Annotated in this window: 16 protein-coding genes; 4 read left to right on the plus strand and 12 right to left on the minus strand. The window is 63.2% G+C overall.

The window, feature by feature from the left end; all coding sequences use genetic code 11:
* Positions 1-591: 591 nt before the first annotated feature.
* The 5 genes from acnB to D1Y85_RS23140 all read right to left on the minus strand — a co-directional run bounded on the left by acnB (position 592) and on the right by D1Y85_RS23140 (position 9,477).
* Entirely contained in the window at positions 592-3,177 is a 2,586-nt protein-coding gene (gene acnB, locus D1Y85_RS23120; protein WP_124153404.1) for a bifunctional aconitate hydratase 2/2-methylisocitrate dehydratase, read from the minus strand.
* Between the two features lie 1,052 nt (positions 3,178-4,229).
* A complete protein-coding gene (locus tag D1Y85_RS23125; RefSeq protein ID WP_124153405.1) occupies positions 4,230-4,598 on the minus strand; it encodes a DUF2784 domain-containing protein in 369 nt (122 codons plus the stop codon).
* 136 nt (positions 4,599-4,734) lie between these two features.
* Positions 4,735-6,189 carry a DUF2252 domain-containing protein gene (locus D1Y85_RS23130; protein ID WP_246025026.1) on the minus strand — a complete coding sequence of 485 codons (1,455 nt, stop codon included), beginning with the start codon at positions 6,187-6,189 and terminating at the stop codon, positions 4,735-4,737.
* Positions 6,190-6,231: 42 nt separating this feature from the next.
* On the minus strand, positions 6,232-7,965 hold the full coding sequence (locus D1Y85_RS23135) for a SulP family inorganic anion transporter (protein WP_124153407.1): 1,734 nt from the start codon (positions 7,963-7,965) through the stop codon (positions 6,232-6,234).
* Between the two features lie 579 nt (positions 7,966-8,544).
* On the minus strand, positions 8,545-9,477 hold the full coding sequence (locus D1Y85_RS23140) for a LysR family transcriptional regulator (RefSeq protein ID WP_124153408.1): 933 nt from the start codon (positions 9,475-9,477) through the stop codon (positions 8,545-8,547).
* 223 nt (positions 9,478-9,700) lie between these two features.
* Between D1Y85_RS23140 and D1Y85_RS23145 the strand changes: the two genes are divergently transcribed.
* From D1Y85_RS23145 to D1Y85_RS23155, 3 genes are all read left to right on the plus strand, one after another.
* A complete protein-coding gene (locus D1Y85_RS23145; protein ID WP_124153409.1) occupies positions 9,701-10,027 on the plus strand; it encodes a DUF4148 domain-containing protein in 327 nt (108 codons plus the stop codon).
* Positions 10,028-10,071: 44 nt separating this feature from the next.
* Entirely contained in the window at positions 10,072-11,385 is a 1,314-nt protein-coding gene (locus tag D1Y85_RS23150; RefSeq protein ID WP_124153410.1) for a serine hydrolase domain-containing protein, read from the plus strand.
* Between the two features lie 198 nt (positions 11,386-11,583).
* Positions 11,584-12,603, plus strand: a complete 1,020-nt coding sequence (locus D1Y85_RS23155) for an aldo/keto reductase (protein WP_124153411.1) — start codon at positions 11,584-11,586, stop codon at positions 12,601-12,603.
* Positions 12,604-12,702: 99 nt separating this feature from the next.
* On the opposite strand, the gene D1Y85_RS23160 is transcribed toward D1Y85_RS23155, so the two are convergent.
* The 3 genes from D1Y85_RS23160 to D1Y85_RS23170 all read right to left on the minus strand — a co-directional run bounded on the left by D1Y85_RS23160 (position 12,703) and on the right by D1Y85_RS23170 (position 14,752).
* On the minus strand, positions 12,703-13,407 hold the full coding sequence (locus tag D1Y85_RS23160) for a glutathione binding-like protein (RefSeq protein WP_124153412.1): 705 nt from the start codon (positions 13,405-13,407) through the stop codon (positions 12,703-12,705).
* Between the two features lie 130 nt (positions 13,408-13,537).
* A complete protein-coding gene (locus D1Y85_RS23165; protein ID WP_124153413.1) occupies positions 13,538-14,245 on the minus strand; it encodes a dienelactone hydrolase family protein in 708 nt (235 codons plus the stop codon).
* Between the two features lie 87 nt (positions 14,246-14,332).
* Entirely contained in the window at positions 14,333-14,752 is a 420-nt protein-coding gene (locus D1Y85_RS23170; protein ID WP_124153414.1) for a secondary thiamine-phosphate synthase enzyme YjbQ, read from the minus strand.
* A gap of 186 nt (positions 14,753-14,938) precedes the next feature.
* Between D1Y85_RS23170 and nfsB the strand changes: the two genes are divergently transcribed.
* On the plus strand, positions 14,939-15,592 hold the full coding sequence (gene nfsB, locus D1Y85_RS23175; protein ID WP_124153415.1) for an oxygen-insensitive NAD(P)H nitroreductase: 654 nt from the start codon (positions 14,939-14,941) through the stop codon (positions 15,590-15,592).
* 122 nt (positions 15,593-15,714) lie between these two features.
* Here the strand turns inward: nfsB and D1Y85_RS23180 are convergent, their stop codons facing one another.
* From D1Y85_RS23180 to D1Y85_RS23195, 4 genes are all read right to left on the minus strand, one after another.
* Positions 15,715-17,214 carry an efflux transporter outer membrane subunit gene (locus tag D1Y85_RS23180; RefSeq protein ID WP_246025030.1) on the minus strand — a complete coding sequence of 500 codons (1,500 nt, stop codon included), beginning with the start codon at positions 17,212-17,214 and terminating at the stop codon, positions 15,715-15,717.
* An 86-nt stretch (positions 17,215-17,300) separates the two neighbouring features.
* The gene (locus tag D1Y85_RS23185) at positions 17,301-20,615 is read right to left on the minus strand and encodes an efflux RND transporter permease subunit (RefSeq protein ID WP_124153416.1); all 3,315 of its coding nucleotides are present in this window, start codon (positions 20,613-20,615) and stop codon (positions 17,301-17,303) included.
* On the minus strand, positions 20,612-23,752 hold the full coding sequence (locus tag D1Y85_RS23190) for an efflux RND transporter permease subunit (RefSeq protein ID WP_124153417.1): 3,141 nt from the start codon (positions 23,750-23,752) through the stop codon (positions 20,612-20,614). Before D1Y85_RS23190 ends, D1Y85_RS23185 begins: the two co-directional genes overlap by 4 nt.
* 18 nt (positions 23,753-23,770) lie before the next feature.
* The gene (locus D1Y85_RS23195) at positions 23,771-25,081 is read right to left on the minus strand and encodes an efflux RND transporter periplasmic adaptor subunit (RefSeq protein WP_124153418.1); all 1,311 of its coding nucleotides are present in this window, start codon (positions 25,079-25,081) and stop codon (positions 23,771-23,773) included.
* Positions 25,082-25,320: the final 239 nt, after the last annotated feature.

Below are 25,320 nucleotides of genomic sequence, written 5' to 3' on the forward strand. Positions count from 1 at the left end.
CGGCGGTCGCGCGCTTCGACTACAACTTTTTCCAACGGGACTATGCCCGCATCGCAATTCCGCAATTCCGCAATTCGGAGCTACATCGTGTCTGTACGCTGGCGCTCACACTTTTGAAGTGCTGGCGGTCAGTCGATGGTCAGGGGCAGGACCCCTGGCTCTTTACTCCACGTCTCCACATCCGGAGACTCCTCACCGTTTATTGGCGTCCGTGAGTTGACGAACGTCCCTTGTCTTAGGCAGAAGCGACGTTTGAATATCCGTCCTGGAGCACGGCCGAATGGCCGGAGATGGCCGACGCGCTCCCATTGTCCGGCGCTAGCGTTGTAGGGAGTTGCACCTTCTTGTACGAGGCTGCCCAGCACAGAGCTCGATCGCGGCAACTCACCGGCGAGTGACACCAGGTCGCGACATTCGTCACCGAATCAGCGGACAGAGGAAAGCACAGGAAGCCGTTCAGCAACGTTCCTTATCGAAAGGCTGCCCGGCATCACACCAAAAAAAATGGCGCCGCAGGCATTCAGCCTGAGGCGCCATTGCGCATCGTGTGCCGCTACGACGCAAACAACACGCCGTAGCCAAACATCACGCTTACATCACGACGGTATCCGCCACTTCCTTGAAGTCTTCGATCTGGTCGAAGTTCATGTACTGGTAGATCTTGTCGCTGCTGGCGTTGAGCACGCCGATGTCGGCCATGTACTCGGCCTTGGTCGGGATCTTGCCCAGACGCGAGCAGATTGCCGCCAGTTCCGCCGAGCCGAGATACACGTTCGTGTTCTTGCCGAGGCGGTTCGGGAAGTTGCGAGTCGAGGTCGACATGACCGTCGCGCCTTCACGCACCTGCGCCTGGTTGCCCATGCACAGCGAGCAGCCCGGCATTTCGGTGCGGGCACCGGCCGTGCCGAAGACGCCGTAGTGGCCTTCTTCGGTCAGCTGCTTCTGGTCCATCTTGGTCGGCGGGGCGACCCACAGCTTGACCGGAATGTCGCGCTTGCCTTCCAGCAGTTTCGATGCGGCACGGAAGTGACCGATGTTGGTCATGCACGAGCCGATGAACACTTCGTCGATCTTGGCGCCAGCGACATCAGACAGCGTCTTCACGTCGTCCGGATCGTTCGGGCAAGCGACGATCGGCTCGTGAATGTCGGCGAGGTCGATCTCGATGACGGCCGCGTACTCGGCGTCGGCATCCGGCGACAGCAGTTGCGGGTCGGCCAGCCACTGCTCCATCGCCTTGATGCGGCGCTGCAGGCTGCGCGGGTCCTGATAGCCCTGGGCGATCATCCACTTCAGCAGCGTGATGTTGCTGTTGAGGTATTCGATGATCGGTGCCTTGTTCAGGTGGACCGTGCAACCAGCGGCCGAACGCTCGGCGGACGCATCCGACAATTCGAACGCTTGCTCGACCTTCAGATCGGGCAGGCCTTCGATTTCGAGAATGCGGCCCGAGAAGATGTTCTTCTTGCCTTGCTTGGCGACCGTCAGCGTACCTTGCTTGATCGCGTAGAGCGGGATCGCGTTGACGAGATCGCGCAGCGTCACGCCCGGCTGCATCTTGCCCTTGAAGCGGACCAGCACCGATTCCGGCATGTCGAGCGGCATCGTGCCGGTAGCGGCCGCGAACGCGACCAGGCCCGAACCCGCCGGGAAGCTGATGCCGATCGGGAAGCGCGTATGCGAGTCGCCGCCGGTGCCGACGGTGTCGGGCAGCAGCATGCGGTTCAGCCACGAGTGGATCACGCCGTCGCCCGGACGCAGCGCGATACCGCCACGCGTGCTGATGAAGTTCGGCAGGGTCTGGTGCGTCTTCACGTCCACGGGCTTCGGATAAGCGGCGGTGTGGCAGAACGACTGCATGACGAGGTCAGCCGAGAAGCCGAGGCACGCCAGGTCCTTGAGTTCGTCGCGGGTCATCGGGCCCGTGGTGTCCTGCGAGCCGACCGAGGTCATCTTCGGTTCGCAGTACGTGCCCGGACGGATACCCTGGCCTTCCGGCAGACCGCAGGCGCGGCCGACCATCTTCTGGGCCAGCGAGAAGCCCTTGCCGCTGTCGGCAGGCTGCTGCGGCAGGCGGAACAGCGTCGACGGGGCGAGACCCAGCGCTTCACGCGCCTTGGCGGTCAGGCCACGGCCGATGATCAGCGGAATGCGGCCACCGGCGCGCACTTCGTCGAACAGCACGTCGGACTTGACCTGGAATTCGGAGATCACTTCGCCGTTCTTCAGTGCCTTGCCGTCGTAGGGGCGCAGTTCCACCACGTCGCCCATTTCCATCTTCGACACGTCGAGTTCGATCGGCAGGGCGCCGGCGTCTTCCATCGTGTTGTAGAAGATCGGGGCGATCTTGCCGCCGAGGCACACGCCGCCGAAGCGCTTGTTCGGGATGAAGGGGATGTCTTCACCCGTGAACCACAGCACCGAGTTGGTCGCCGACTTGCGCGAGGAGCCGGTGCCGACCACGTCGCCCACGTAGGCGACCAGGTGACCCTTTTCCTTCAGCGATTCGATGAACTTGACCGGGCCACGCTTGCCGTCTTCTTCCGGCGTGATGCCGGGACGGGCGTTTTTGAGCATCGCCAACGCGTGCATCGGGATGTCCGGGCGCGTGGTGGCGTCCGGGGCTGGCGACAGGTCGTCGGTGTTCGTTTCGCCCGTCACCTTGAACACGGTGATGGTCAGGCTTTGCGGCACTTCCGGACGGCTCGTGAACCATTCGGCGTCGGCCCAGCTTTGCAGCACGGCCTTTGCGTTGGCGTTGCCCTTGTCGGCGAGTTCCTTGACGTCGTGGAACTGGTCGAACATCAGCAGGGTTTTCTTCAGCGCGTCGGCGGCAACGGTGCCGACTTCGGCGTCGGACAGCAGCTCGATCAGCGGCTGGATGTTGTAGCCGCCCAGCATCGTGCCGAGCAGTTCGGTGGCGCGTGCGCGCGAGATCAGTGCGCAGGCGGTCTGGCCCTTGGCCACGGCGGCGAGGAAGCCGGCCTTCACGCGGGCGGCTTCGTCGACGCCAGCCGGCACGCGGTTGGTGATCAGATCGACGAGGGTCTGCTCTTCGCCGGCGGGCGGATTCGTCAGCAGTTCGACCAGTTCGGCGGTCTGCTGAGCCGTCAGCGGCAGGGGAGGAATACCGAGCGCGGCGCGGGCGGCCACGTGAGCACGAAAGTTTTCAAGCATGGGGAACCTGCTGATTGTGCGTTTCAGGGGGAAGACTTTTCAGGCACTCCGAGGCTGTGCCGGGCGCTACTTCGGTCGCGATTTTAATGGCAAAACGCCTATGAGGTCAAATGTCTTATGTCTTATATAAGAGTTGGGGCGTTTGAGGTTGGGGTTGGGAGGGGAAGTTGCGGTTTTCGTGTGGCGTTAGGCCGTCTAGCCGGGAGCCTTGTCGCACAAGGCTTTCGGATTAATTTTGGGCTTTCGTCGGCAGGAGCGGAGAGGGTCCGGGCAGGCTACAAGAACAGCGTCGCCGGATTGTCCTCTGACATGAGATGGGCCATTTTGGGACCGGATTCCGGATAGTTGGTGGGGTTTAAGCGGTGGGGCTTTATTCGGTTTCGCGCGGATTTCCGGGGCGACCGCTTGCGGACTCAAACCAGGAGCGGCCGTTCAACCTCAGTGCCTGGATCGTCAACAGTCGATCCGGGGGAGCGCGCCCGGAAAGACAGAGAGATTTTTGCGATAAGCATTATTGACAATGCTGCCTGTGCTCTTGCGCTATTTTGCTGTCTCAAGCCTGCTCTAGCATCCTGATACCACGTTGGGTCCCACAGTTCAAATGTCCCCCGAATTTTTTGCCCCTCTGCTTGCGCTTGTGCCTCTTGGCTTGGCCATAGTTCCCGCAATCACCGCGTTCCGAAGGCGTACCCTGTTCGCGGCCGACATCGGTCTCGTTCTTCTTCCTGCTCCCGCATTCGTAGCAGCGCTACTGGCCTTCAACGAACCCGCGCAAACGGGTTGGGCGGGCATTGCGTACCCATTCCTTATATCGTGGGTTTGCGTACTCGCCTTCTATGCTCGAGTGTTTCTACTGCCTCGCGTCGGACTGCCCGCTCGGCCAGCAGCAATCGGCACATTTGTTGTGGTCCTTCTGATCGCAATACTTTTCGGAGCATTTGTGCCGCCATTCTATGAATAATCTGCGAAGAGCCCTATGTTCAGCCTTCGACGCTCTGGCTGACCGACTCCGTGACCTTGAACTGAATCCGCCGTTGCGTAGTCTGCTGCTGTCACGAACGCGGCGGGACGCGAAACCACGTGACCACTACGATCAGCAGGAACGCTGCGTAGGCCGTCGTGAACACCCAGCCGGGCAGGTCGTAATACAGCCAGTGGCTTACCCAGCGCTGGATGAAGCCCTGTGGCCCGGCACGCCCGGTACGTAGCCAGTCCTCAAGGACCGTCAGCGGGCACTGTATGTCAAGGACAGCGAGAATCGCCACGACGCCTATAGCCATGAGATGCACGAGCCGGAATACGCGGTTGCGTACCCAACTGCGTTGTAACCATGCCCCCGCCCAGATCGCGAGTAGTCCGCCGACGATGAATAGTACGACCAGCGCGTGCAACACCAGGACGGTATTGGCCAGCCAGTTCATGAGGTGTCTTTATAGCCGTGCCGGATGTGCGCGTAGTTGCGCAGGCACAGGAGCATGACCGGGGTGGCGACCGCTACATCGTGCAGCATGTTGGCCTCCGACTTCGAGCCGCCTCCGGTCCTGCTTCGCGCGTGCATCACTGACGAATAACCTTGACACCTCCCGACTTGACCGCTGCCTTTAAAACCGTCCAGTCTGCTTCATTCTGTTCGGCATAGGCGAGCGCGAATCGCTCGATGGCTTCGTCGAATGCGCCCGACTTTCCGATATACCCACAGAGAAGCCCGGGATCGCCCGCTTTCGCCATCGCATGGGCCAGCGCATGAGCGCAGGAAACCGCGTATTCGCCGAGATCGTCAACATCGAAGGCGGTGAAGTCGAATGCGCCCTTCATGTCGCGCAGCTGGCGCACGTAAAAGTCATTGCCCGTGTGCCGCATCTTCGACCATCCGAGAAAAATATCGCTGGCCGACTGCAGCAGACGCTGCCCGTTCACCACACGCTGGCCGTGATTGGGAAACCGGCTCGGCGGCACGTAACCCTCGAGCACGGAAGCTCTTGCCTCCTTCAACTGGAGGAACAAAGGGCACTCTCCATCGGCCATGAAGAGTGCCTGGTAGCAGCGCGTCCCCACCGACCCGACGCCGACGACGCGAATGGCGACATCCACCAGTTCATAGCGGTCAAAGAGGGCACGCCTGTCGTCCGGTAGCGTGAGCCGGTAGTCGGCGAAGAAACGCCGGACCATCGCTTCGTACTGTCTATGATCGTGCGGGCTTGCGAGGGGGACGTGATACACCAGCGGCGGCTCATCCTTGATGCGCAGCTTACCGTTGACGATCTCGGTCGCGTGCGTCATCACCGATTGGGATGACTGCTGGCGCGCCTTGGTAATGACGGCCAGTTCCTTTCTCTTTTCCTGCTGCGAATCGGCAATAGCCAGCATGCCGGCTGCCGTGAACTGGTAATACCAGACAGCGAGCGTATCCATCCGGCTGAAGTCGGCGATGCTTTCGCGAAGCGTCTTGCAGAGCCTGCTTATCACCGCGCGCTGCTCACGCGTCGAGAATCCGCGTTCGCGCGCTTCGATCACGAACGATGCGGCCAGCCTGCGCACATCCCAGTCAAACGGACCGGGCAGCGTTTCGTCGAAATCGTTGGGTCCGAAAAGCATGCGTCGCTCGGGGCTTGCGAACAGTCCAAAATTCGCCAGGTGAGCATCTCCGCTCAGTTGCACGTTGACGCCCGAATTCGGCAGTTTCGACAAGTCATAGGCCATTAGCGACGCGGCCCCGCGATAAAACGCGAAGGGACTCGCAACCATGCGTCCGTAGCGAATGGGAATCAGCTCGGGCACCCGCCCCACGTTGGACGCGTCGAGCAACGCGAGGGGATCGCGGCCATCTGTCCTGCATTCGGCCAGCTTCGCACGCGGCACCTTTTTGCGCGCCGCTTTGCCCTGTTCGATGCGCGATGCAAGCGAGCCACGTCCCGCAAACAGGATGGACGGATCTTCGTGTGCCGCCACTGTTCCCGGATCGGCCGGTTCCGTAGCAGGTTCGTTGGGCCTCGGTGCGGTGATCCTGGACACGTCTGACTCCCTCTCCCGGTTCATTGCCAAAAGTGCTTGACGTCATTTCGCGCTTTCGTCGGGCGGCGCCGCGGGCGCGACTGGCGGCAGTTTGCCGAGCGCGTCGATCGCGGCATCGACCGTTGGAAAGATCTCACGATGGATGTCCGGCCCGCGCAATGCCTTATATCGTTCGAGCTCATGCCGGACACCCGTCGGAAGCGCGACTATGGCAATACGTACACCCCGCTTGTCGAGTTCGTCACCAAGCTGGATCAGTGTTTTGCATGCCGTGTAATCGATGTTGTTGATTTCCGATGCATCGAGGACCACCCAGCGCAACGGAGGATCTGCGTCGTTGACGAGCTTCAGCACTTCCTCCGCGAAGCGGCCGGCGTTTGCATAGAACAGGTCCGCTTCGAACCGGTAGGCGACGATGCCTGGAGCCGCGAGCAAATTCGGTTCGACACGATGCGGGACCCAGTTGCCGGTAGGGCTGCGTGTGAGCACGCGTGTTCGCAGCCGGTAGCTATGCCGCGCGTGCGCAATCAGCGACAGCACGATGGCGGCAAGGATGCCGTGCATCACATCGACAAACACGACCACGCACACCGTAAGCAACGCGACGATGAATTCGTCCTTCTGCATGCGAAAAAGTTCGGTCATGCCCTTCACGTCGATCAGCTTCACGCCGATCATGAACACGATGGCCGACAATACCGGGGCAGGCAGCAGACTCAATGGCTTCGTGAGGAAAAGCAGCACCACCAGCACGATGACAGCGGTCGTCAGATGGGCGACCTGGGTGCGACCGCCCGCGTCGTCGACCATCTCGGTCTTGGTCGGACTGCCGTTCACGACGAAGGTGCCGGTGAATGCCGCAGCGGCGTTCGCCGCTGCGAGCCCGATGATGTCGGCATTGTCGTCACCCTTCTCGTTGTAGCGGGCGGCGTACGCGCGTGCCGTCGCCGCGCTCTGCGCGATGATGACGATGAAGCAGGATGCGGCCGTTGCCAGTACCTGGTCGATCTCGCCGATGTGCAGCGGTGGGAGGAACAACGACGGAAGCCCGCCCGGTACTGCGCCGGTGACCGCGATGCCACGTCCGGCGAAATTGAACACGCCGCTTGCCACGATGGAACCGATCACGGCGATCAGCGCACCCGGCGCACGTGGTGCGAGACGCTTGCAACCGATGATCACGGCGAGGACGGCAATCGAAAGTATTGTGGTCGGATAGTTCGCCTCGGCGATGCGCTGGACCACGGATGCGGCCTGCATCAACGGGCCATGCCCCTGCTTTGCGATGCCGATCAGCCCGGCCAGCTCGCCGGCTGCGACCTGTACGCCCACGCCGGTAAGAAAACCGATCAGGGCGCTGCGAGAAAGAAAGTCGGCCAGAAACCCCAGACGAAAGATCCGCGCAATGACGAGCATCACGGCCACCGTGAGGGCGACGGTACTCGTCAGGCCGACGTATTCCTTACTGCCCAATGCGGCGACGGTCGTGAGCGTACCGGCAAGAATGGCGGCTGTGGCAGAGTCCGCAGCGACAACCAGTTGACGCGATGCACCAATGACGGCGAATGCGAGTAGCGGCAGCAGGATCGTGTAAAGGCCGGTGACAGTGGGCGTGCCGGAGATCTTCGTATAACCCATGACTTCGGGGATGCCGAGTGCCGCCAGCGTGATCCCCGCAATGATGTCATGGGGGAGTTGCACGGGATTGACTGGCAAGAGCCCCTGCAGAAATGGCATGTGATGTAGATGAGACCCTGCGGATGCCGCTGGCTTCATGGCGTCACCTCCATTGGACGGAACGGCACGCGCGACGACGCCATTCCCGGATGCGGATAACCTCGAGGCGAGGCTCATCGCGACGGAAGATTCACATGATTGCCCCGGATAAACGGCCTGATCGAGACAACGGCGAACCCGGTTCCAGATGGAGACCGTCGTCCTTTTTACGGGAATAGTCAATAGCCTGGCGCCGGGGGCATACCCCGCAGACGGGCATGGTTCGCAGGTGGTTTCATTTCGTGGTTCTACGTTTTAGACGGGGCCACGAGTGAGACGTTGTTGAGGTTAGTGATCGTCACAACCAGCGCTGCGTGCTATCCCACCGACAACCGATGCGTTTCGCATCTTCACTTCGTCGTCATGCATCTGCTTCTTGCGGACAATCCCGGTCACGTCGATTCCCGAAACGATGATGCGCGCGCACCGAAAACGTGATCGCCCATTCGTTCTGACCATTTCGTTCGTCACTCGTGGCCGCGCGCCACTTCCCGCTCAATGCACTGGCGCGACCGAGCCGACCGATAACGGCATGTAGCCGGTCGCTTGCCTTCGCCTCACCTGTTCGCAGCAACAGCATTAACTCAAGCCAACGCGCTGGCTATTGCTCGTCAGCTCGACAACGAAGTCAATAAAAGCTCTCGTCTTCGCCGGCACGTGATGGCGCGATGGGAAGTAGGCGTATAAGGGGTATCGCTCGTCTGCCCATTCGGGAAAGAGATTGATCAATCGGCCTTCTGCAATCAGTGGCTCGGCAACAAGAAGCAGCATCTGCGCAATCCCGGAACCGTCGACGCATGCGTTGATCAGCGCACTGGGGTCGTTCACCGTGAGGCGGCCCCGCGTGTCCACCACAATGCGCTTTCGCTTGCGATGGAATTCCCAGGGAAACGGCCTGCCCGTTTCCGGGTTGCGAAATTCAAGGCATTTGTGGCTTCGGCTTTCAAGGTCCTCGGGTTTCGCCGGGCGTCCCCAACGCGCGACGTACGAGGGCGCCGCGACCGTGACAATGCCGGTATTGAGCAGCTTTCGCGCGATCAGGGTGGATGCTTTGGGCTCGCCGAATCGCACGGCGAGGTCGAAGCCGTCCATGACGAGATCGCCAAGATTGTCTCGCGCGATGAACTCGATTTCGAGGTCGGGATGGGCATCCATGAATCCATCCAGCTGTCGACCGATGATGGTCCGGTAGAAGGCGGGATCCAGATTGATTCTCAGCTTGCCGCGCACAGCCGACGCGCCACCTGTCGCGGCAGCGGCCGCTTCTTCCAGGCCTGCGAGGTGGGGCATGACCTGCTCGTAAAAGCGACGACCCTCTTCCGTCAAGGAGACGGAGCGCGTCGTTCGATTGAATAGCCGGATTTTCAGTCTCTTTTCCAGCCTCGCGATCGCCCGGCTGACGCCCGGTGGCGACATTTCCAACGCTTCTGAAGCGGCCGCAAACGTCCCCGCATCGACCACTGCGGCGAATACGCCAATACCACTGGACAGTTTCTCGCTACTCGATGTCATGGTCGCGGGGGTGAATACGCGCAACGGACTGCAATCGATCCGATGAGGGCCAACACATCGACGCCGCACCGTGCCGCCACGTGGGTTACCGATGCACAGCATGCCTCATTGGTGATTCGATGTCACTTATCCGATGCCATCCATGTCATTTAATTTCAATCGGCGTTTCTCCAGAATTCACATCACCGAGACATTCCGTCTTGCTGATCGAAAGGAGATTGACATGAACATCCGTATTCTCATCGTTGCCATCGCGACCGCGATTTCTCTTCCCGTCGTCGCACATGCGCAGAGTGATGCATCGGGCACGACACGTGCGCAGGTCCGTCAGGAAATCGTGCAACTCGAGCGTGTGGGATATCAACCGGCACGCCTCGACAACGCCAATTACCCCGATGACATTCTCGCAGCTGAAGCGCGCATTCGCGCGGCTGGCGGTGCCAATTCGTATGCCGTCAACGCCGTAGGCGGCGCAACGGATGGCCACTCCGATTCGGGGATTCGCCTTGTCGCGAGCGGCTCGCAAAGCCAGTTGTTCTCGCATCATTGAGACTCCGTGATGCCACGATTTATTCACCCGTAGAGGAGCACAAAATGACGGTCATTCTGAATCGCCGTCGGCTTCTGAAAGGTGCGCCGAGCCTGCTGGCCGTTGCGACGCTCGGCGCGTTCGCAAGCCGGAACGCGCAAGCAACGCAGCAAGGTGCACCAGAAGAAGCAGCGCGGGTCCGGCATCCCGCTTACGCGTCGATCGATCAATGCCTGCAACGGGCGGTCGACGACGGCACGGTAGCCGGTGTCGTGGCCATGGGTGCCACGCCGCGCGGGCTCGTCTACGAGGGAGCGCGCGGGGTGGCGAATGTTCACAATCGTGACGCCATCACCCCCGACACGATCCTCTGGCTTCTGTCGATGACCAAGGCGATTACCGCAACCGCGTGCATGCAACTCGTCGAACAGGGCAGGCTGCGCCTGGATCAGCCCGCGGGCGAGATCCTGCCGCAGTTGAAGTCGCCTCGTATCCTCGACGGGTTCGACGCTTCGGGGCAGCCGAAGCTGCGTCCCGCGCGCAATACGATCACGGTGCGTCATCTGCTCACGCATACCTCCGGCTTCACATACAGCATCTGGAGCGGCGAAATCGGTCAGTACGAGAAGGCGACGGGGATGCCCGACATCGGCTATTCGATGGAAGGCGCATTCGCGGCGCCGATCGAGTTCGAGCCGGGCGAACGCTGGCAGTACGGCATCAGCATGGACTGGGTCGGCAAGCTGGTGGAGGCCGTGACCGACCAGTCGCTGGAGGTCTATTTCCGCGAGCACATCTTCACTCCGCTAGGCATGCGCAATACGGGCTTCCTCATCGGCAGCGCACAGAAAGAGCGCGTCGCAACCATGCACAGACGTCAGGCAGATGGCTCACTGGTGGCCGAGCCGTTCGAGATCAACCAGCGTCCTGAATTCTTCATGGGCGGGGGTGGACTGTTCAGCACGCCACGCGACTACATGGCGTTTCTGCAGATGTTATTGAACGGCGGCACGTATCGCGGTGAGCGTGTTCTGCGCGCCGACACCGTGGCGGCGATGTTCCGCAATCACATCGGCGATCTGCAGGTTACTGAAATGAAGACGGCGCTGCCATCGTGGTCGAACAGCTTCGATCAGTTTCCGGGCACCGTGCACAAGTGGGGGCTGTCGTTCGACATCAATACACAACCTGGGCCAAACGGACGCAGCGCGGGCAGCGTGAGTTGGGCGGGACTGCTCAACACCTACTACTGGGTGGATCCGGTCAAGCGCGTCACCGGATCGCTCTATACGCAGGTTCTGCCTTTCTACGATGCCCGCGTCGTGGACCTCTACGGACAGTTTGAGCGCGCGCTTTACGACGGCCTGAAGCGTGCCTGAGCGCCTGACCACCTGGCCGCCGCAACGTCGCAACGCGGCGCGCTCTCTTTTTTACATGCAAGGACGATGTAGTCGAGCTGAATACGGTTCTTGACGAGATTGTGTCGCGGGCGGTCTGACCGCTACCGGTTGGTCGATGCAGGCAACTGCGCGTCGATCGACGATTGCATCACACACCGATTCACGAAGGAGTACACGATGGAATACAGCACGCTTGGCAGAACCGGGCTGCGCGTCTCACGGCTGAGCCTTGGCGCAATGACGTTCGGTGCAGGCTCGGGCATCTGGGGCGACATTGCCGGAGTGGACCGCGATCAGGCCGCCGGGCTCGTCTCGATGGCGGTGGACCGGGGCGTCAACCTGATCGACACGGCGGACGTCTACTCGCAGGGTCGCTCCGAGGAAGTCGTGGGAGAGGTGCTGGGTGCGCTCGGGCTGGACGAAAGTCGAATGCTCGTCGCGACCAAGGTTCGGCTGCGCACCGGCCCTGGCCAGAATGATGTGGGTTTGGGCCGCTCGCATATCATGCGCTCGGTCGAGACCAGCCTGAAGAGACTTGGCCGCGATCACATCGACCTGCTCCAGTTGCACGACCGCGACGCGCTCGTTCCGCTCGACGAGACGCTTCGTGTGATGGACGACCTCGTCACGCAGGGCAAGGTCCGTCACATCGGCGTGTGCAATTTCAGTGCAGCCGATCTCGAGCGCGCTTTCGGCATAACGTCCCGCACCGATCGGGTGCGTGTGGCGAGCAATCAGGTGCACTACTCGCTGACATGCCGTGATGTGGAGCACGAAATCATGTCTGTTGCAGCGGCAAACCATATTGGTCTTATGGTTTGGAGCCCACTGGCCGGCGGCTACCTGAGCGGCAAGTATGGTCAGAATGGCGAAGCTGGCGGGCGTCGTACGAAGCTCGATTTTCCTCCGGTCGACATCGTCAGGGCCGAGCCGATCGTCGCCGTCTTGCGTGAAGTGGCTGGCGAACTGGCGGCCATGCCGGCTCAAGTTGCACTGGCCTGGTTACTCGCGCGCGAGCAGATCACTTCGGTTATCGTCGGAGCCCGCGCGCCCGCACAACTCGCAGCCAACCTGGACGCGCAGAATTTCGCACTAACCGCTGAACAGCTCGCGCGCCTCGATAAGGTCTCCGGGACACCTGTTCCGTTCCCCCACTGGATGCAGCGCTTCCATGACCGGGACCGGGTTCCCGCTTGATCAACGGGGCGTGGTAGATGTCGAACCGCGAAGCAGGCGGCGCGTGGCCCGCACCGCAAAAGCGAAGCCCGCCGACACCCGGCGGCTTCGCTTTTCCACTCATCCCCGATGCGGAATATCGAGCGCACGCACAACGGCCGGACGCGCGAGGAAAGCGTCGAGCACGCGCGTGACGTGCGGGAAGTCGCGAATCCCGACCAGATCGCCTGCCTCATAGAACCCGACGAGATTACGCACCCACGGGAACGTCGCCATGTCGGCGATGGTGTAGTGCTCGCCCATGAGCCACGTGCGACCTTCGAGACGGCCGTTCAGCACGCCGAGCAGACGGCGCGACTCGGCGACATACCGGTCGCGCGGACGCTTGTCCTCGTACTCCTTGCCCGCGAAACGGTGGAAGAAGCCCAACTGGCCGAACATCGGACCGATGCCGCCCATCTGGAACATGAGCCACTGGATCGTCTCGTAGCGCTCATTGCCTGCGCGCGCGAGGAACTGGCCGCATTTGTCCGCGAGATAAATCAGGATCGCACCCGATTCGAACAGCGCGAGCGGCTGGTCATCCGGGCCATTGGGATCGAGGATGGCAGGAATCTTATTGTTGGGATTCAGCGAAAGGAATTCGGGCGACATCTGATCGTTCGCGTCGAAGCGAACGAGATGCGGCTCGTAGGCGAGGCCCGATTCTTCGAGCATCACCGAAACCTTGACGCCGTTCGGCGTAGGCAGTGAATAGAGCTGAATGCGCCCGGGATGCTGCGCGGGCCATTTGCGGGTAATGGGAAAAGCGGAGAGATCGTTCATGCGGGCGGTTCCTTTTACCAGGCGTCGTGTGTGCGTTTGCAAACACCGCCCAGTTTAGGGGAATCCGCGGGCGGCGTGTTTTGGCCGCCCGCGTCCCTGCGTGCCCTGCGTGAAAATCGCGCGTGCCGCGTTACGCCCAGAGGTGCTTGCCGAAGAACGTGAGCGAGCGGTCCCACGCCAGTTGCGCCCAGACCGGGTCGTACTGCGTCGCGGCGATGCGGTCCGGACCGACGGCGTCTTCATTGGCGAACGCGTGGTGCGCGAGATAGCGGTGGAATTCGACGTTCACGTTGGCGTCGCGCAGCTTCTTTTCGAGCGCGTCCACGGCTTCGGGCTTGAAGAACTGGTCCTGCATGCCCCAGTGGCCGAGCACGGGCGCCGTGATCTTCGTGGCGTCGATGTATTCGAGCGGCGGCAGGCCGTACCACGTCACCACTGCGGAAAGCGCGGGAGTCATGCCTGCGGCGAGCAGCGTCAGCGCGCCGCCCATGCAGAAGCCCGTCAAACCGACGCGGTCGGTCAGCGTCTTCAGGTAATCGACGGCGCCGCGCACGTCCTGCGAAGCGGCATCCGCGAAGTCGAGCCCCTGCATCAGGTGGTTCGCTTCCTCTTCCTCGACCGTGGCCTTGCCGCGATAGAGATCGGGGACGAGCGCCACATAGCCCGACTGTGCGAGGCGGTCGGCCACGCCGCGGATCTGGTCGTTCAATCCCCACCATTCCTGGATCACGACGATGGCGGGTGCGCCGTCGACCTTCTCAGGCTTCGCGAGATACCCCTGCAGCGCCTGGCCGTCGGGGCGGTTAAAGGTGATCATGGATCCTGCGTGCTGTTTCATGGTGCTCATTCCTTTCTGTGCGGAACCTGAATTGGGCGGAAGCCGTAGCATAGCGCCTGCGCGTCCGCAACGCCTGAGGCGTGCGCGTCATTCGCCGATCAGATGCAGCACGATATCGCGTGCCTGTGCATGCCGGCGATGCTCGAACAGATAAATGCCCTGCCAGGTGCCGAGCACCGGCTCGCCGTGTTCGACCGGTATCGACAGCTGCGTTTGCGTGAGCACGGTGCGCAAATGTGCGGGCATGTCGTCGGGGCCTTCCGTGTCGTGTTCGTAGCGCTGCGGATCTTCGGGGACGAGTTCATCGAAATAACGCTCGATGTCGCGGCGCACCGACGGGTCCGCATTTTCCTGGATCAGCAGCGAGGCCGACGTATGGCGGCAGAACACGGTCAAAAGGCCCGTGCCGATGCCGTGTTCGCGCACGAACGCGCGCACGTCCGCGCTGATGTCGACGAGGCCGCGCGTGCGCGCGTTCACGCGCAGATGATGAAGTGCCTGGCGCATGGTTGTAACTCCTTCGTGGTCGCGTGATCCGTGTGATGGATGAGCATAACGGATGCCGCGGCGCCCGGGGAGCGTCCGGCACGCGCGCGTGCTTGCTGGTAGGATGTCGCCCTTGCCGCCGGGCCGGCGGCGCGAAAGCGCCCCCTCGACGCACGGCAAACACCGGATACACCCAGGAGAACGCATTTGAACCTTACCCGCTTCGCGAAGGGCCGCCATGCCACGAAGGCATTCGACCCCGCCCGCAAGATTCCCGCATCCGTCATCGACGAACTGAAGGAGCTGGTTCGTTTCAGCCCGTCGTCGGTGAACTCGCAGCCGTGGCATTTCGTGATCGCATCGAGCGACGCGGGCCGCGCGCGCGTCGCGAAGGCCATGCAACCGGGCTACGCCTATAACGAGCCGAAGGTGCTGAACGCATCGCACGTCGTCGTGCTATGCGCGCGCACCGACATGGACGACGCCCATCTCGCCGCCGTGATCGCGCAGGAAGAAGCGGATGGCCGCTTCGCCAACGCCGATGCGAAAGCGGGCCAGCAGAAAACGCGTGCGTATTACGTGGATCTGCATCGGGAGCGCCGCGACCTGTCCACGTGGATGGAAAAGCAGGCGTATCTGGCGCTCGGCACGCTGCTGATCGGCGCGGCCACGCTCGAGATCGACGCGTGCCCGATGGAAGGTTTCGACGTAAAGACGCTCGACGCGGAACTCGGCCTGAGCGAAAAGGGCCTGACGTCGGTGGTGGTGGTGAGCCTCGGCTACCGCAGCGACAGCGATTTCAACGCGAAGCTGCCGAAGTCGCGTCTGCCCGTGCAAACCGTGTTCACCGAACTCGCGTAACGTTGGCTCGCAAGGCGGGCGTGGGTGTTACGCGCCTGCCTTGCGCACTCTTGTTCTCCCGTCGCTCACACGTTCCCACTGGCAAAGCCCGCCCCACGTCGCTATAGCGCCGTGCCTGGCGATCATGGGCTTTGTGTCGCCGCCGGCATGTGGCTCGCCTGTTCGGAGGGCGCATTCGCCGTGTTGGCATTCGGGTCTTCGCGGTCCGGATGCCCTGCCTCGTGCAGTGCGCCGGACCATCCTCCCCCCAGATCACCGATCAACGAGGCCGCCGTGAGCAGCCGCTGCTGCTGCACGCCCAGCGCTGTCTGCTGCTGGACCAACTGCGTGGTCTGAGCCGTCGCGACAGTCGTGTAATCGACGGTACCCGCTTCGAATTCATCCTGGGCGATCTGCGTGCCGTGGATGGCGTCGCGCACGGCGGCGTCGAGCGCATCCGATTGCTGCGCGAGGATACGCAACCCGGACAGATCGTTCTCCACGCTCTCGAACGCATTCAGCACCGTGCCGCGATAGTTCGCCAGCGCCGCGTCGTAGCTTGCGCGCGCCGCGGCTACCTGGCCTCCACGCAATCCGCCGTCGAAGATCGTTTGCGTCGCGCTCGCGCCGAGCGACCACACGTAGTTGTTCATATGCAGCAAGCCCGCGAGCGGCGATTGCGTGAAGCCGGCGAGCGCCGAGAGCGAGATCGTCGGGTAGTACGCCGCGGTCGCTACGCCGATCGACGCGTTCGCTGCGGCCATGTTCCGCTCCGCCGCCGCGATGTCCGGGCGGCGCTGCAGGATCGTGGAGGGCACGCCAGCGGGAATCGACGGGAGAGTCGGCAGCTTTTCGCTGTGCGCAATAGTGAGGTCCTCGGGATTGCGGCCCACGAGTACCGCGATCGCATGCTCGTTCTGCGCGCGCACGACGCCGAGCGAAATCAGGTTCGCTTGTGCCGCTTCCAGTTGCGTACGCGCGAGAACGAGGCTGGACGGCGGGACGGTGCCGGCGAAATCCTGATCGGCCACCACGCGCAGGAACGCCGTGTAGGCGGCGACTGTGTGCGTGAGCAGGTCGATATTCGCGTCGGCGACGCGCAGGCCTATCACGGCGTTGGCCAGCACGATCTGTTCGGACAACGTAGCGTTGGCGAGCGTCGCCTCGCTGGCCTGCGCAGTCGCGGAGTTTTGTTCGATCTGGCGGCGCACTTCGCCCCACACGTCGATGTCCCAGCTCGCGGTGCCTTCAAGCGCGCCCGCGTTGTTGATGCGCGAGAAGCCGCCGCTGCTGCCGAGCGAGCTGACCCCGCTCACGCTGTTGAGCGTGCCGATGGCCGAACGCTCGCGTGTGAGCGAGCCGGTCACCCCGAGCGTCGGAAACAGGCCAGCACGCGCGACGCGCACTTCAGCGACCGCCTGCTGATAGTTCGCGTAGCTCTGCCGCACGGTCTGGTTCGACACCGCGACGAGGGGCTCCAGTTCGTCGAGCAGCGGGTCGTTGAAAGCGGTCCACCAGTCGCCTTTCGGGCTTTCGGCGGCGGGCTCGGCCTCGGTCCAGCCGGGCAGCTCCTTCCAGGTGGCGGGCACAGTCACCTGCGGACGATGGTAATCGGGGCCGACCATGCAGCCGCCGACGAGCATCGCAAAGGCGAACGGTGCGAGCCGCAGCGCGGCGCGCGTGAGCGTCGCGGAAGAGTGGCGGCGCGCTGGCATGTGGGGGGGCTTCATCATGATGCGCTCTCATCGGCCTGGCGGTTCCAGGGCAGGCGCTCGGCCCAGCGTGCGAGACGAGCGCGCAGGCGGTCGAGGAACAGGTAAATAACGGGTGTGGTGTACAGCGTAAAGATCTGGCTCAGAAGCAGGCCGCCCACCACGGTCACGCCGAGCGGCTGGCGCAGCGACGCACCCTGGCCGATGCCGATCGCGAGCGGCACCGCGCCGAGCACGGCGGCGAACGTGGTCATCATGATCGGTCGCAGACGCACCACGGCGGCTTCATGGATCGCGCGTCTCGCATCCATGCCTTCGTAGCGCTGCAACTGGATCGCGACGTCGACCATCATGATGCCGTTCTTCTTGACGATGCCGATCAGCAGGATGATGCCGATCATCGCGATGACCGAAAACGGCGTGCCGAAGATCAGCATGGCGAGCGTCGCGCCGATGCCGGCGGAGGGCAGCGTCGAGAGAATGGTGAGCGGGTGGATGGTGTTTTCGTAGAGCACGCCGAGCACGATATACACGACGGCGAGCGCGGCGAGGATCAGGAGCGGCACGGTGCCCATCGACTGCGCATAGGCCTGTGCCGCGCCAGCAAATGCGCCATGCACCGAAGCGGGCATGCCGATGTCGCGTTCGGCCTGGTTGATGATCTGCTCCGCGCCGCTCAGCGAGCCGCCTTTGGGCAGATTGAACGAGATGGTGCCCGCGACCAGGCCACTCTGGTGATTCACCTGCGTGGCGGTGTGGCTCGTCACCCACGTCATGAGCGCTTTTAACGGCACCATGGTTTCGGCGGCGGTGCTATCCGGGCTGCCGGTCGTACCGCCGCCCTTGCTGTTGGCAATCGCATTGGTGAGCTGGTTCGCCACGGCGTTCGCGTTGAGTGCGTTCGTGTTCAACGTGGTGCCAGAGGTCGTGCTCACGGCCACGTGCGACGTCACGCCGGAGATGGTGCCGGGATGCATCTGTGTCTGTGCGGCGCCGCTCGCGTTGCCCGCTGCCGTGGAAAGCCAGATCTGGTCGAATGATTGCGGAAACTGCCAGTGCTGCGGCGCGACTTCCATCACGACGAAATACTGGTTGATCGCGTTATAGATGGTCGACACGGTGCGCTGGCCGAACGCGTCGTAGAGCGTGTTGTCGATCTGGTTCGGATCGAAGGTAAAGCGCTTCGCGGTCTTGCGATCGTAGGTCACGTCGGCCTGCAGGCCGTTTTGCTGCAGGTCGGAGTTCACGTCGAGCATCTGGGTACGATGCTTGTTCAGTTCGTCGACGAGCCGTGGCACCCAGGTGAAGAGCGCGTCTGCGTCTTCGCTCGTGAGCGTGTACTGGTATTGCGCCGCTGCCTGCCGCCCGCCGATCTGGAGGTCCTGTTGCGCCTGGAGGAAGAGTCGCGCGCCGGAGACCGCGTTGAGCTTCGGCCGCAGCCGGTTGACGACTTCGGTGGCCGAGAGATGGCGTTCGTTGAGCGGCTTGAGTTCGATGAAGACATTGGCCGTGTTGAGCGCGCGCCCGCCCGTGAAGCCGGCCACCGAGGCCACGGCGGGGTCCTTCTGCACGATCGACTGCAACTGAGCGAGCTTTTTCGACATCGCCTGGAACGAGATGCTCTGGTCCGCGATGATCTGGCCAATCAGGATGCCGGTGTCCTGCTCGGGGAAGAACGTGGCGGAGAGCAGGCGAGCGACGAACACGTTGGCGACGAGCAGCCCCATCAGCACGAAGATGACGAGCGCCGCATGGTCGAGCGCGGCTTCGAGCGAACGCGAATAGGCCGCTTTGAATCGTCCGAACTGCGCCTCGAACCACGCGGAAACGCGCCCCTGCGGGCGCGCGTTTTGCCGGCGCTGGAGCACATACGCGCACATCGCCGGCGTGACCGTGAGCGAGACGACGAGCGAGATGAGGATTGCGATGGAGAGCGTCATCGCGAACTCGTGGAAGAGCAGGCCGACAATACCCGGCATCAGCAGGATCGGCAGAAACACGGCGATGAGCGAGAGGCTCATCGACACCACGGTGAAGCCCACTTCGCCCGCGCCGCGCAACGCGGCCTCTTTCGGTTCGAGACCGGCTTCGATGTGGCGCACGATGTTCTCCAGCACGACCACGGCGTCGTCCACGACGAAACCGGTGCCGATGGTGAGCGCCATCAGCGAGAGATTGTCGATGCTGTAGCCGAGCAGGTACATCGGCCCGAAGGTGCCGACGATCGAGATCGGCAGTGCGACGGCGGGGATCAGCGTGGCGCGTGGCGAGAGCAGGAACACGAACACCACGCCGATCACGAGCAGAACGGCGATGAACAGCGTGCGCTCCGTTTCGGCCACGGAGGCACGCACGGATTCGGAGCGGTCGATCGCGACGTGGACCTTGATCGACGCGGGCAGCGCCGCTTCGATGGCGGGCAGCCTCGCCCCGATCTGCTGCACGGTTTTGACGACGTTACTGCCCGGCATCGGATAGACGATGACGAGCACCGCTGACTTGCCGTTATAAAGGCCCGCGTTGCGGATGTTTTCGTTCGAGTCGAGCACCTCGGCGACGTCTTTGAGCAACACCGGCGAGCCTTCGCGATACGCGATCACGATGTCCTTGAATGGCGCGGCCTTGCTGATCTGGTCGTTCGACAGGACCTGGTAGCGCTGGTCGCCCTGATCGATGTGGCCTTTCGCGCTGTTCGCGTTGGCCGCGCCGATCGCGGCGCGCACGTCCTCCATGCCGATGCCGTAGCTGTTGAGTTTGCCGGGCTCCAGTTCCACACGCACGGACGGCAGCGCGCCGCCCCCCAGCGTGATCTGGCCCACGCCGTTCACCTGCGAAAGCTGCTGCTGGATCACCGAATCGGCGGAATCGTAGAGTTGCGCCTTCGTGAGCGTGTCCGAGGTGAGCGCGAGCACCATGATCGGCGCGCTCGCCGGGTTGTACTGGCGATAGGTCGGATTGCTGCGCAACGTGGTGGGCAGGTCCGCGCGCGCGGCCTGAATGGCCCCTTCGACGTCGCGCGCTGCACCGTTGATGTCACGCGTCAGCCCGAACACGATGATGATCATCGACGAGCCCACATAGCTGATCGACGTGAGCTGGCTGACGTCCGCGATGGTGCCGAGGCGGCGCTCCAGCGGCTCGGCGACCGTGGCCGCCATGATGTCGGGGCTCGCGCCCGCCATCGTGGCCTGCACGACGATCACCGGATACGCGATATTCGGCAGCGGCGCGACCGGCAGCCGGAAAAACGCGAGCGCGCCTGAAATCAGGATCGCGATCGCGAGGAGTGAGGTCGCGACCGGTCGCCGGATGAAGAGCGCCGAGATGTTCACGGCGTGCCTTCGGGAGCGGGCGGTGCGCCGCCATCGGGATTGCCTGCACCGTCGGCGCTACGCTTGCGGCCGAAGCGCACGGCGAGACGGTCGAAGAACAGATAGATCACGGGCGTCGTGAAGAGCGTGAGCATCTGCGATAGCGTGAGGCCGCCGATGATCGCGAGACCAAGCGGCCGCCGCAGCTCTGACCCGGTGCCGGCGCCGAGCAGCATCGGCAGCGCGCCGAGCATGGCCGCGAGCGTGGTCATCAGGATCGGGCGGAAACGCAGGATCGAGGCCTCGAAGATCGCTTCGCGCGGCGGCTTGCCGTGCACGCGTTCGGCTTCGAGCGCGAAGTCCACCATCATGATGGCGTTCTTCTTGACGATGCCGATCAGGAGCACGATGCCGATGATGCCGATCACGTCGAGGTCGTCGCCCGCGATCATCAGCGCGAGCAGCGCGCCGATGCCGGCGGAAGGCAGCGTGGAGAGAATCGTGACCGGATGCACATAGCTCTCGTAGAGCACGCCCAGCACGATATAGACGGCCACGAGCGCGGCGATCAGCAAATACACTTCGCTCGTGAGCGAATCTTCGAACGCCTGCGCGGCGCCCTGCAACGACAACGTGATCGACGGCGGCAATTGCGCAGCCGCCTCAGCCTTGCGGATATCGCGCACGGCGGCGGAAAGCGATCCGCCCTGTGCGAGGTTGAACGAGATCGTCACGGAAGGAAACTGCGCGAGGTGGCTGATCACGAGCGGCGAGCGCATGATCTGGATCGTCGCGATGCCCTTGAGCGGCACCTGGCCCGTTGCGCTCGTCTGGCTAGGCAGATAGATGTTGCCGATCGAATCGACGGTGGCGAGCGTCTCCGGTTTCGCGACGAGAATCACGCGATACTGGTCCGACTGCTGGAAAATCGTCGAGACGATGCGCTGGCCGAGGGCGTCGTAAAGCGCATTGTCGATCGTTGCCGCGGTGATGCCGTAGCGCGCCGCGAGCTGGCGGTTCACTTCGACATTGACGGCGAGGCCGTCCGTATTCAGATCGCTCGTGACGTCGCTGATCGCGGGGATCTGCTTCATACGCGCGATCAGCGCGGGCACGTACTGATTGAATGCCTCCTGATTCGGGCCGCGCAGCACGACGTTGTACTGATTGGGCGACACCGTCGTGTCGAGCGTGAGTTCCTGCTCCGGCTGCAGATAGAGCCGGATGCCCGGTACCTTCGCCACCCGCTGCTGGATGCGCCGCGCGACTTCCACGGCGGTTTCGGAGCGATCGTCGTGCGGCTTCAGATTGATGAGGAAGCGCCCGTTGTTGAGCGTCGTGTTGATGCCGTCAATGCCTACATACGAGGTGAGCGAGACGACGTCGGGGTCTTTGAGGATCTCGTCGGCGAGCGCGGACTGGCGGCGCACCATCGCGAGGTAGGACACCGAGTTGTCGGCCACGCTGATGCCCTGCAGCACGCCCACGTCCTGCACCGGGAAGAGACCTTTCGGGATCACGATGTACAGGAGCATCGTGAGCACAACTGTGCCCACGGCCACGAGCAGCGTGAGCGTCTGATGGTCGAGCACCCACTTCAGGCCGCGTTCGTAGGCGCCGAGCAGCTTGTTGAAGAGCGATTCGCTGATGCGCTCGAAACGGCTCGGGTGGCGTTCGGCCTGCGCGCGCAGCATGCGAGCGCAGAGCATCGGCACGACCGTGAGCGAGACGACCGCCGAGAGCACGATGGTCACGGCGAGCGTCACCGCGAATTCGCTGAAGAGCCGCCCGATCACGCCGCCCATGAAAAGCAGTGGAATCAGCACGGCAATCAGCGAAATGGTCAGCGAGAGAATGGTGAAGCCGATCTGCCCCGCGCCTTCCAGTGCCGCCTCAAGGGGCTTCTTGCCCTCCTCCAGATAACGCACGACGTTCTCGATCATCACGATCGAGTCGTCCACGACGAAGCCCGTCGCGATGATGAGCGCCATCAGCGAAAGATTGTCGATCGAGTAGTTCAGCTCGTACATCAGCGCGAGCGTGCCGATCAGCGAGACCGGCACTGAAATGCTCGGAATGATCGTGGCGGGCACGTTGCGCAGGAACACGAAAATCACGGCCACCACAAGCACGACCGCGAGCACGAGTTCGAACGCGGCATCGGCCACCGATGCGCGGATCACGCCGACACTGTTCGACACCACCGTGACGTGCATGCCCGCGGGCAGCGCCGCTTCGAGCTGCGGCAATTGCCGCGTGATCTGGTCGACCGTGGCGATGACGTTCGCGCCCGGCTGGCGCTGGACGTTCAGCACGATCGCGGGTGTGCGGTTGTACCAGGCGCCGCGCTCCACGTCCTGCGCCGCCGTGCTCACGCGCGCGACATCGCGCAGGAACACGGGCGCGCCGTTCTGGTAGGCGATGACCGTGTCTTCGTAATCCCTCGGGTCCGAGATCTGATCGTTCGAATTGATCGTGTAGTTGAGCTCGGGGCCGTCGAAGTTGCCCTTCGGGGCGCTCACGTTCACGTTGGCGAGCAGCGTGCGCAGGTCGTCGAGATTGAGGCCGTAGGCGGCGAGCTTCTGCGGATCGGCTTCCACACGCACGGCGGGCACGTTGCCGCCCGCCGTCGTGACGAGACCCACGCCCGACACCTGCGAGATCTTCATCGCGAGCCGGTTGTTGGCCGCATCCTGCAACTGCGTGAGCGACATCGACTTCGACGTGATCGCGAGCGTGAGGATCGACTGATCCGCGGGATTGACCTTCGCGTAGGTCGGCGGTGCGGGCAAGCCCGCCGGCAGGAAGCTGTTGGCCGCGTTGATGGCCTGCTGGACGTTCTGCGCGGCGACGTCGAGATTGAGCGCGAGGTCGAACTGCATCGTGATGACCGACGCGCCTTGCGAACTGTACGAGATCATCTGCTGCAGGCCAGGGATCTGACCGAGCTGCACTTCGAGCGGCGCGGTGACGGTGGTGGCCATCACCGAGGGGCTCGCGCCGGGGTAGAAGGTCTGCACCTGGATGGTCGGATAGTCGACCGAAGGCAGGGACGACACCGGCAGGAACTTCATCGCGACGAGGCCGACCAGCACCATCGCGATCATCAGGAGCGATGTAGCGACTGGCCGGAGGATGAACAGGCGGGAGATATTCATCTGCACCAGGTCCGCGGCTTACGATGCCGGCGATGCCGCGCGGGGCGTGCCCGGCGCAGTCGACGCCGCCTTATCGTGGTGCGCTTGCGCGTTGCCTGCCTGGCCCTTGCCGCCGGGGGCCGGGCCGCTTCCTTCGGGCGCGGCGCCGGCCGCTGCGGGGTGTGCGGCCGCTGGCTGGATCTTTGCGCCGTCCGAGAGGCGGTCGAGGCCGTCGGTCACCACGCGCTGACCCGCCGAGAGCCCCGAGACGATCACGGTGTGCCTCCCGTCGCCGGGCCCGAGCGTGACCTTGTGGACCGAGACCGTGTTGTCGGCGTTCACGAGATACACATAATCGCCGGGCGCGCCGGTCTGCACGGCGGGTGTGGGCACGAGCACGGCGTTCTGCAGCGTGTCCACCATCAGGATTACGTTCACGAACTCGTTGGGGAAGAGCGCTTCGTCGTCGTTGGGAAGGCTCGCGCGTAGCGTGACCGTACCGGTGGCCGTCGCCATCTGGTTGTTGATCGCGAACAGCTTGCCGGTGGCGAGCTGTTTCGTGTTGTTGCTGTTGTAGACCGTGACCGGCAGCGTCGCTCCCGAGTTGAAACGCTGCAGCACATCGCCGAGCGTGTTCTGCGGAATGGCGAACTGGACGGTGGTGGGCTTCATCTGCGTGATCACGACGATGCCGGGCTGGCTCGACGCCGTCACGAAGTTGCCCGGATCGACGAGCCGCAGACCGACGCGCCCGGCCACCGGCGCCGTGATGTGGCAATACTCGATGTCGAGCGCGAACTGCGCGATGTTCGCGAGATCGGCCTTCACGGCGGCCTCCGCCTGCTGGACGACGAACCGTTGGTTGTAAAAGGTCTGTTCGGCGATCGAATGCCGCTCGTTCAGCAGCGTGAAGCGCGCAAGGTCCGCGTGGGCCTGGTCACGCGCCGCCTCGTCCTTCGCGAGCTGCGCCTCGGCTTGCTGTTTGCCGATCTCGTACTGGCGTGGGTCGATCTGTGCGAGGAACTGGCCTTTCTTGACGTCCTGGCCTTCTTCGTAGCCCACGGCGGTCAGGTACCCGCTCAACTGCGGAAGCACCGTGATGGTGGCGATGGGCGTGATCGTGCCGAGTGCGTTGAGCGTTTCGGGCATCGGGCCGAGTGTGACGGTGGCGACTGTCACGACCTGCGCGGCCGGGCCGTGTTCGGGCTTCGTGCCACGCAGCAGATGCGCGATCACTAACGCAATCAGGACGATCACGACGAGAGCGATCAACAGCGGGCCGCGGCGTTTGCGCGGTGGCTGGGCTGGCGCTTGCTGCGCCGGCGGTTGCGGGGTTGGCGCGGTGCTCACGCTTGCCTCCGTGGGAAAGCGGTCCCGGTACGGTTGACTGCCTGTGCGCACGCCGGGGTGGAAGACGCCCCAAGTGCCGCTTCCCCGGTGTGCGTTGCACGCGGCGGCCGCGCGGTGTCGACGGCATGCCGGAAGCTTTCGGATGGCTCCATACGCATTCTCTTGTGGTTGTTATGCCTTCGCTGCGCAGCGACACACGCTCCGCAGCGAAGGCCGAGAGTTGAAGTCTAACCAAACAG

The organism is Paraburkholderia dinghuensis (assembly GCF_003837865.1).
In the GTDB taxonomy this organism is placed as follows: domain Bacteria; phylum Pseudomonadota; class Gammaproteobacteria; order Burkholderiales; family Burkholderiaceae; genus Paraburkholderia; species Paraburkholderia dinghuensis.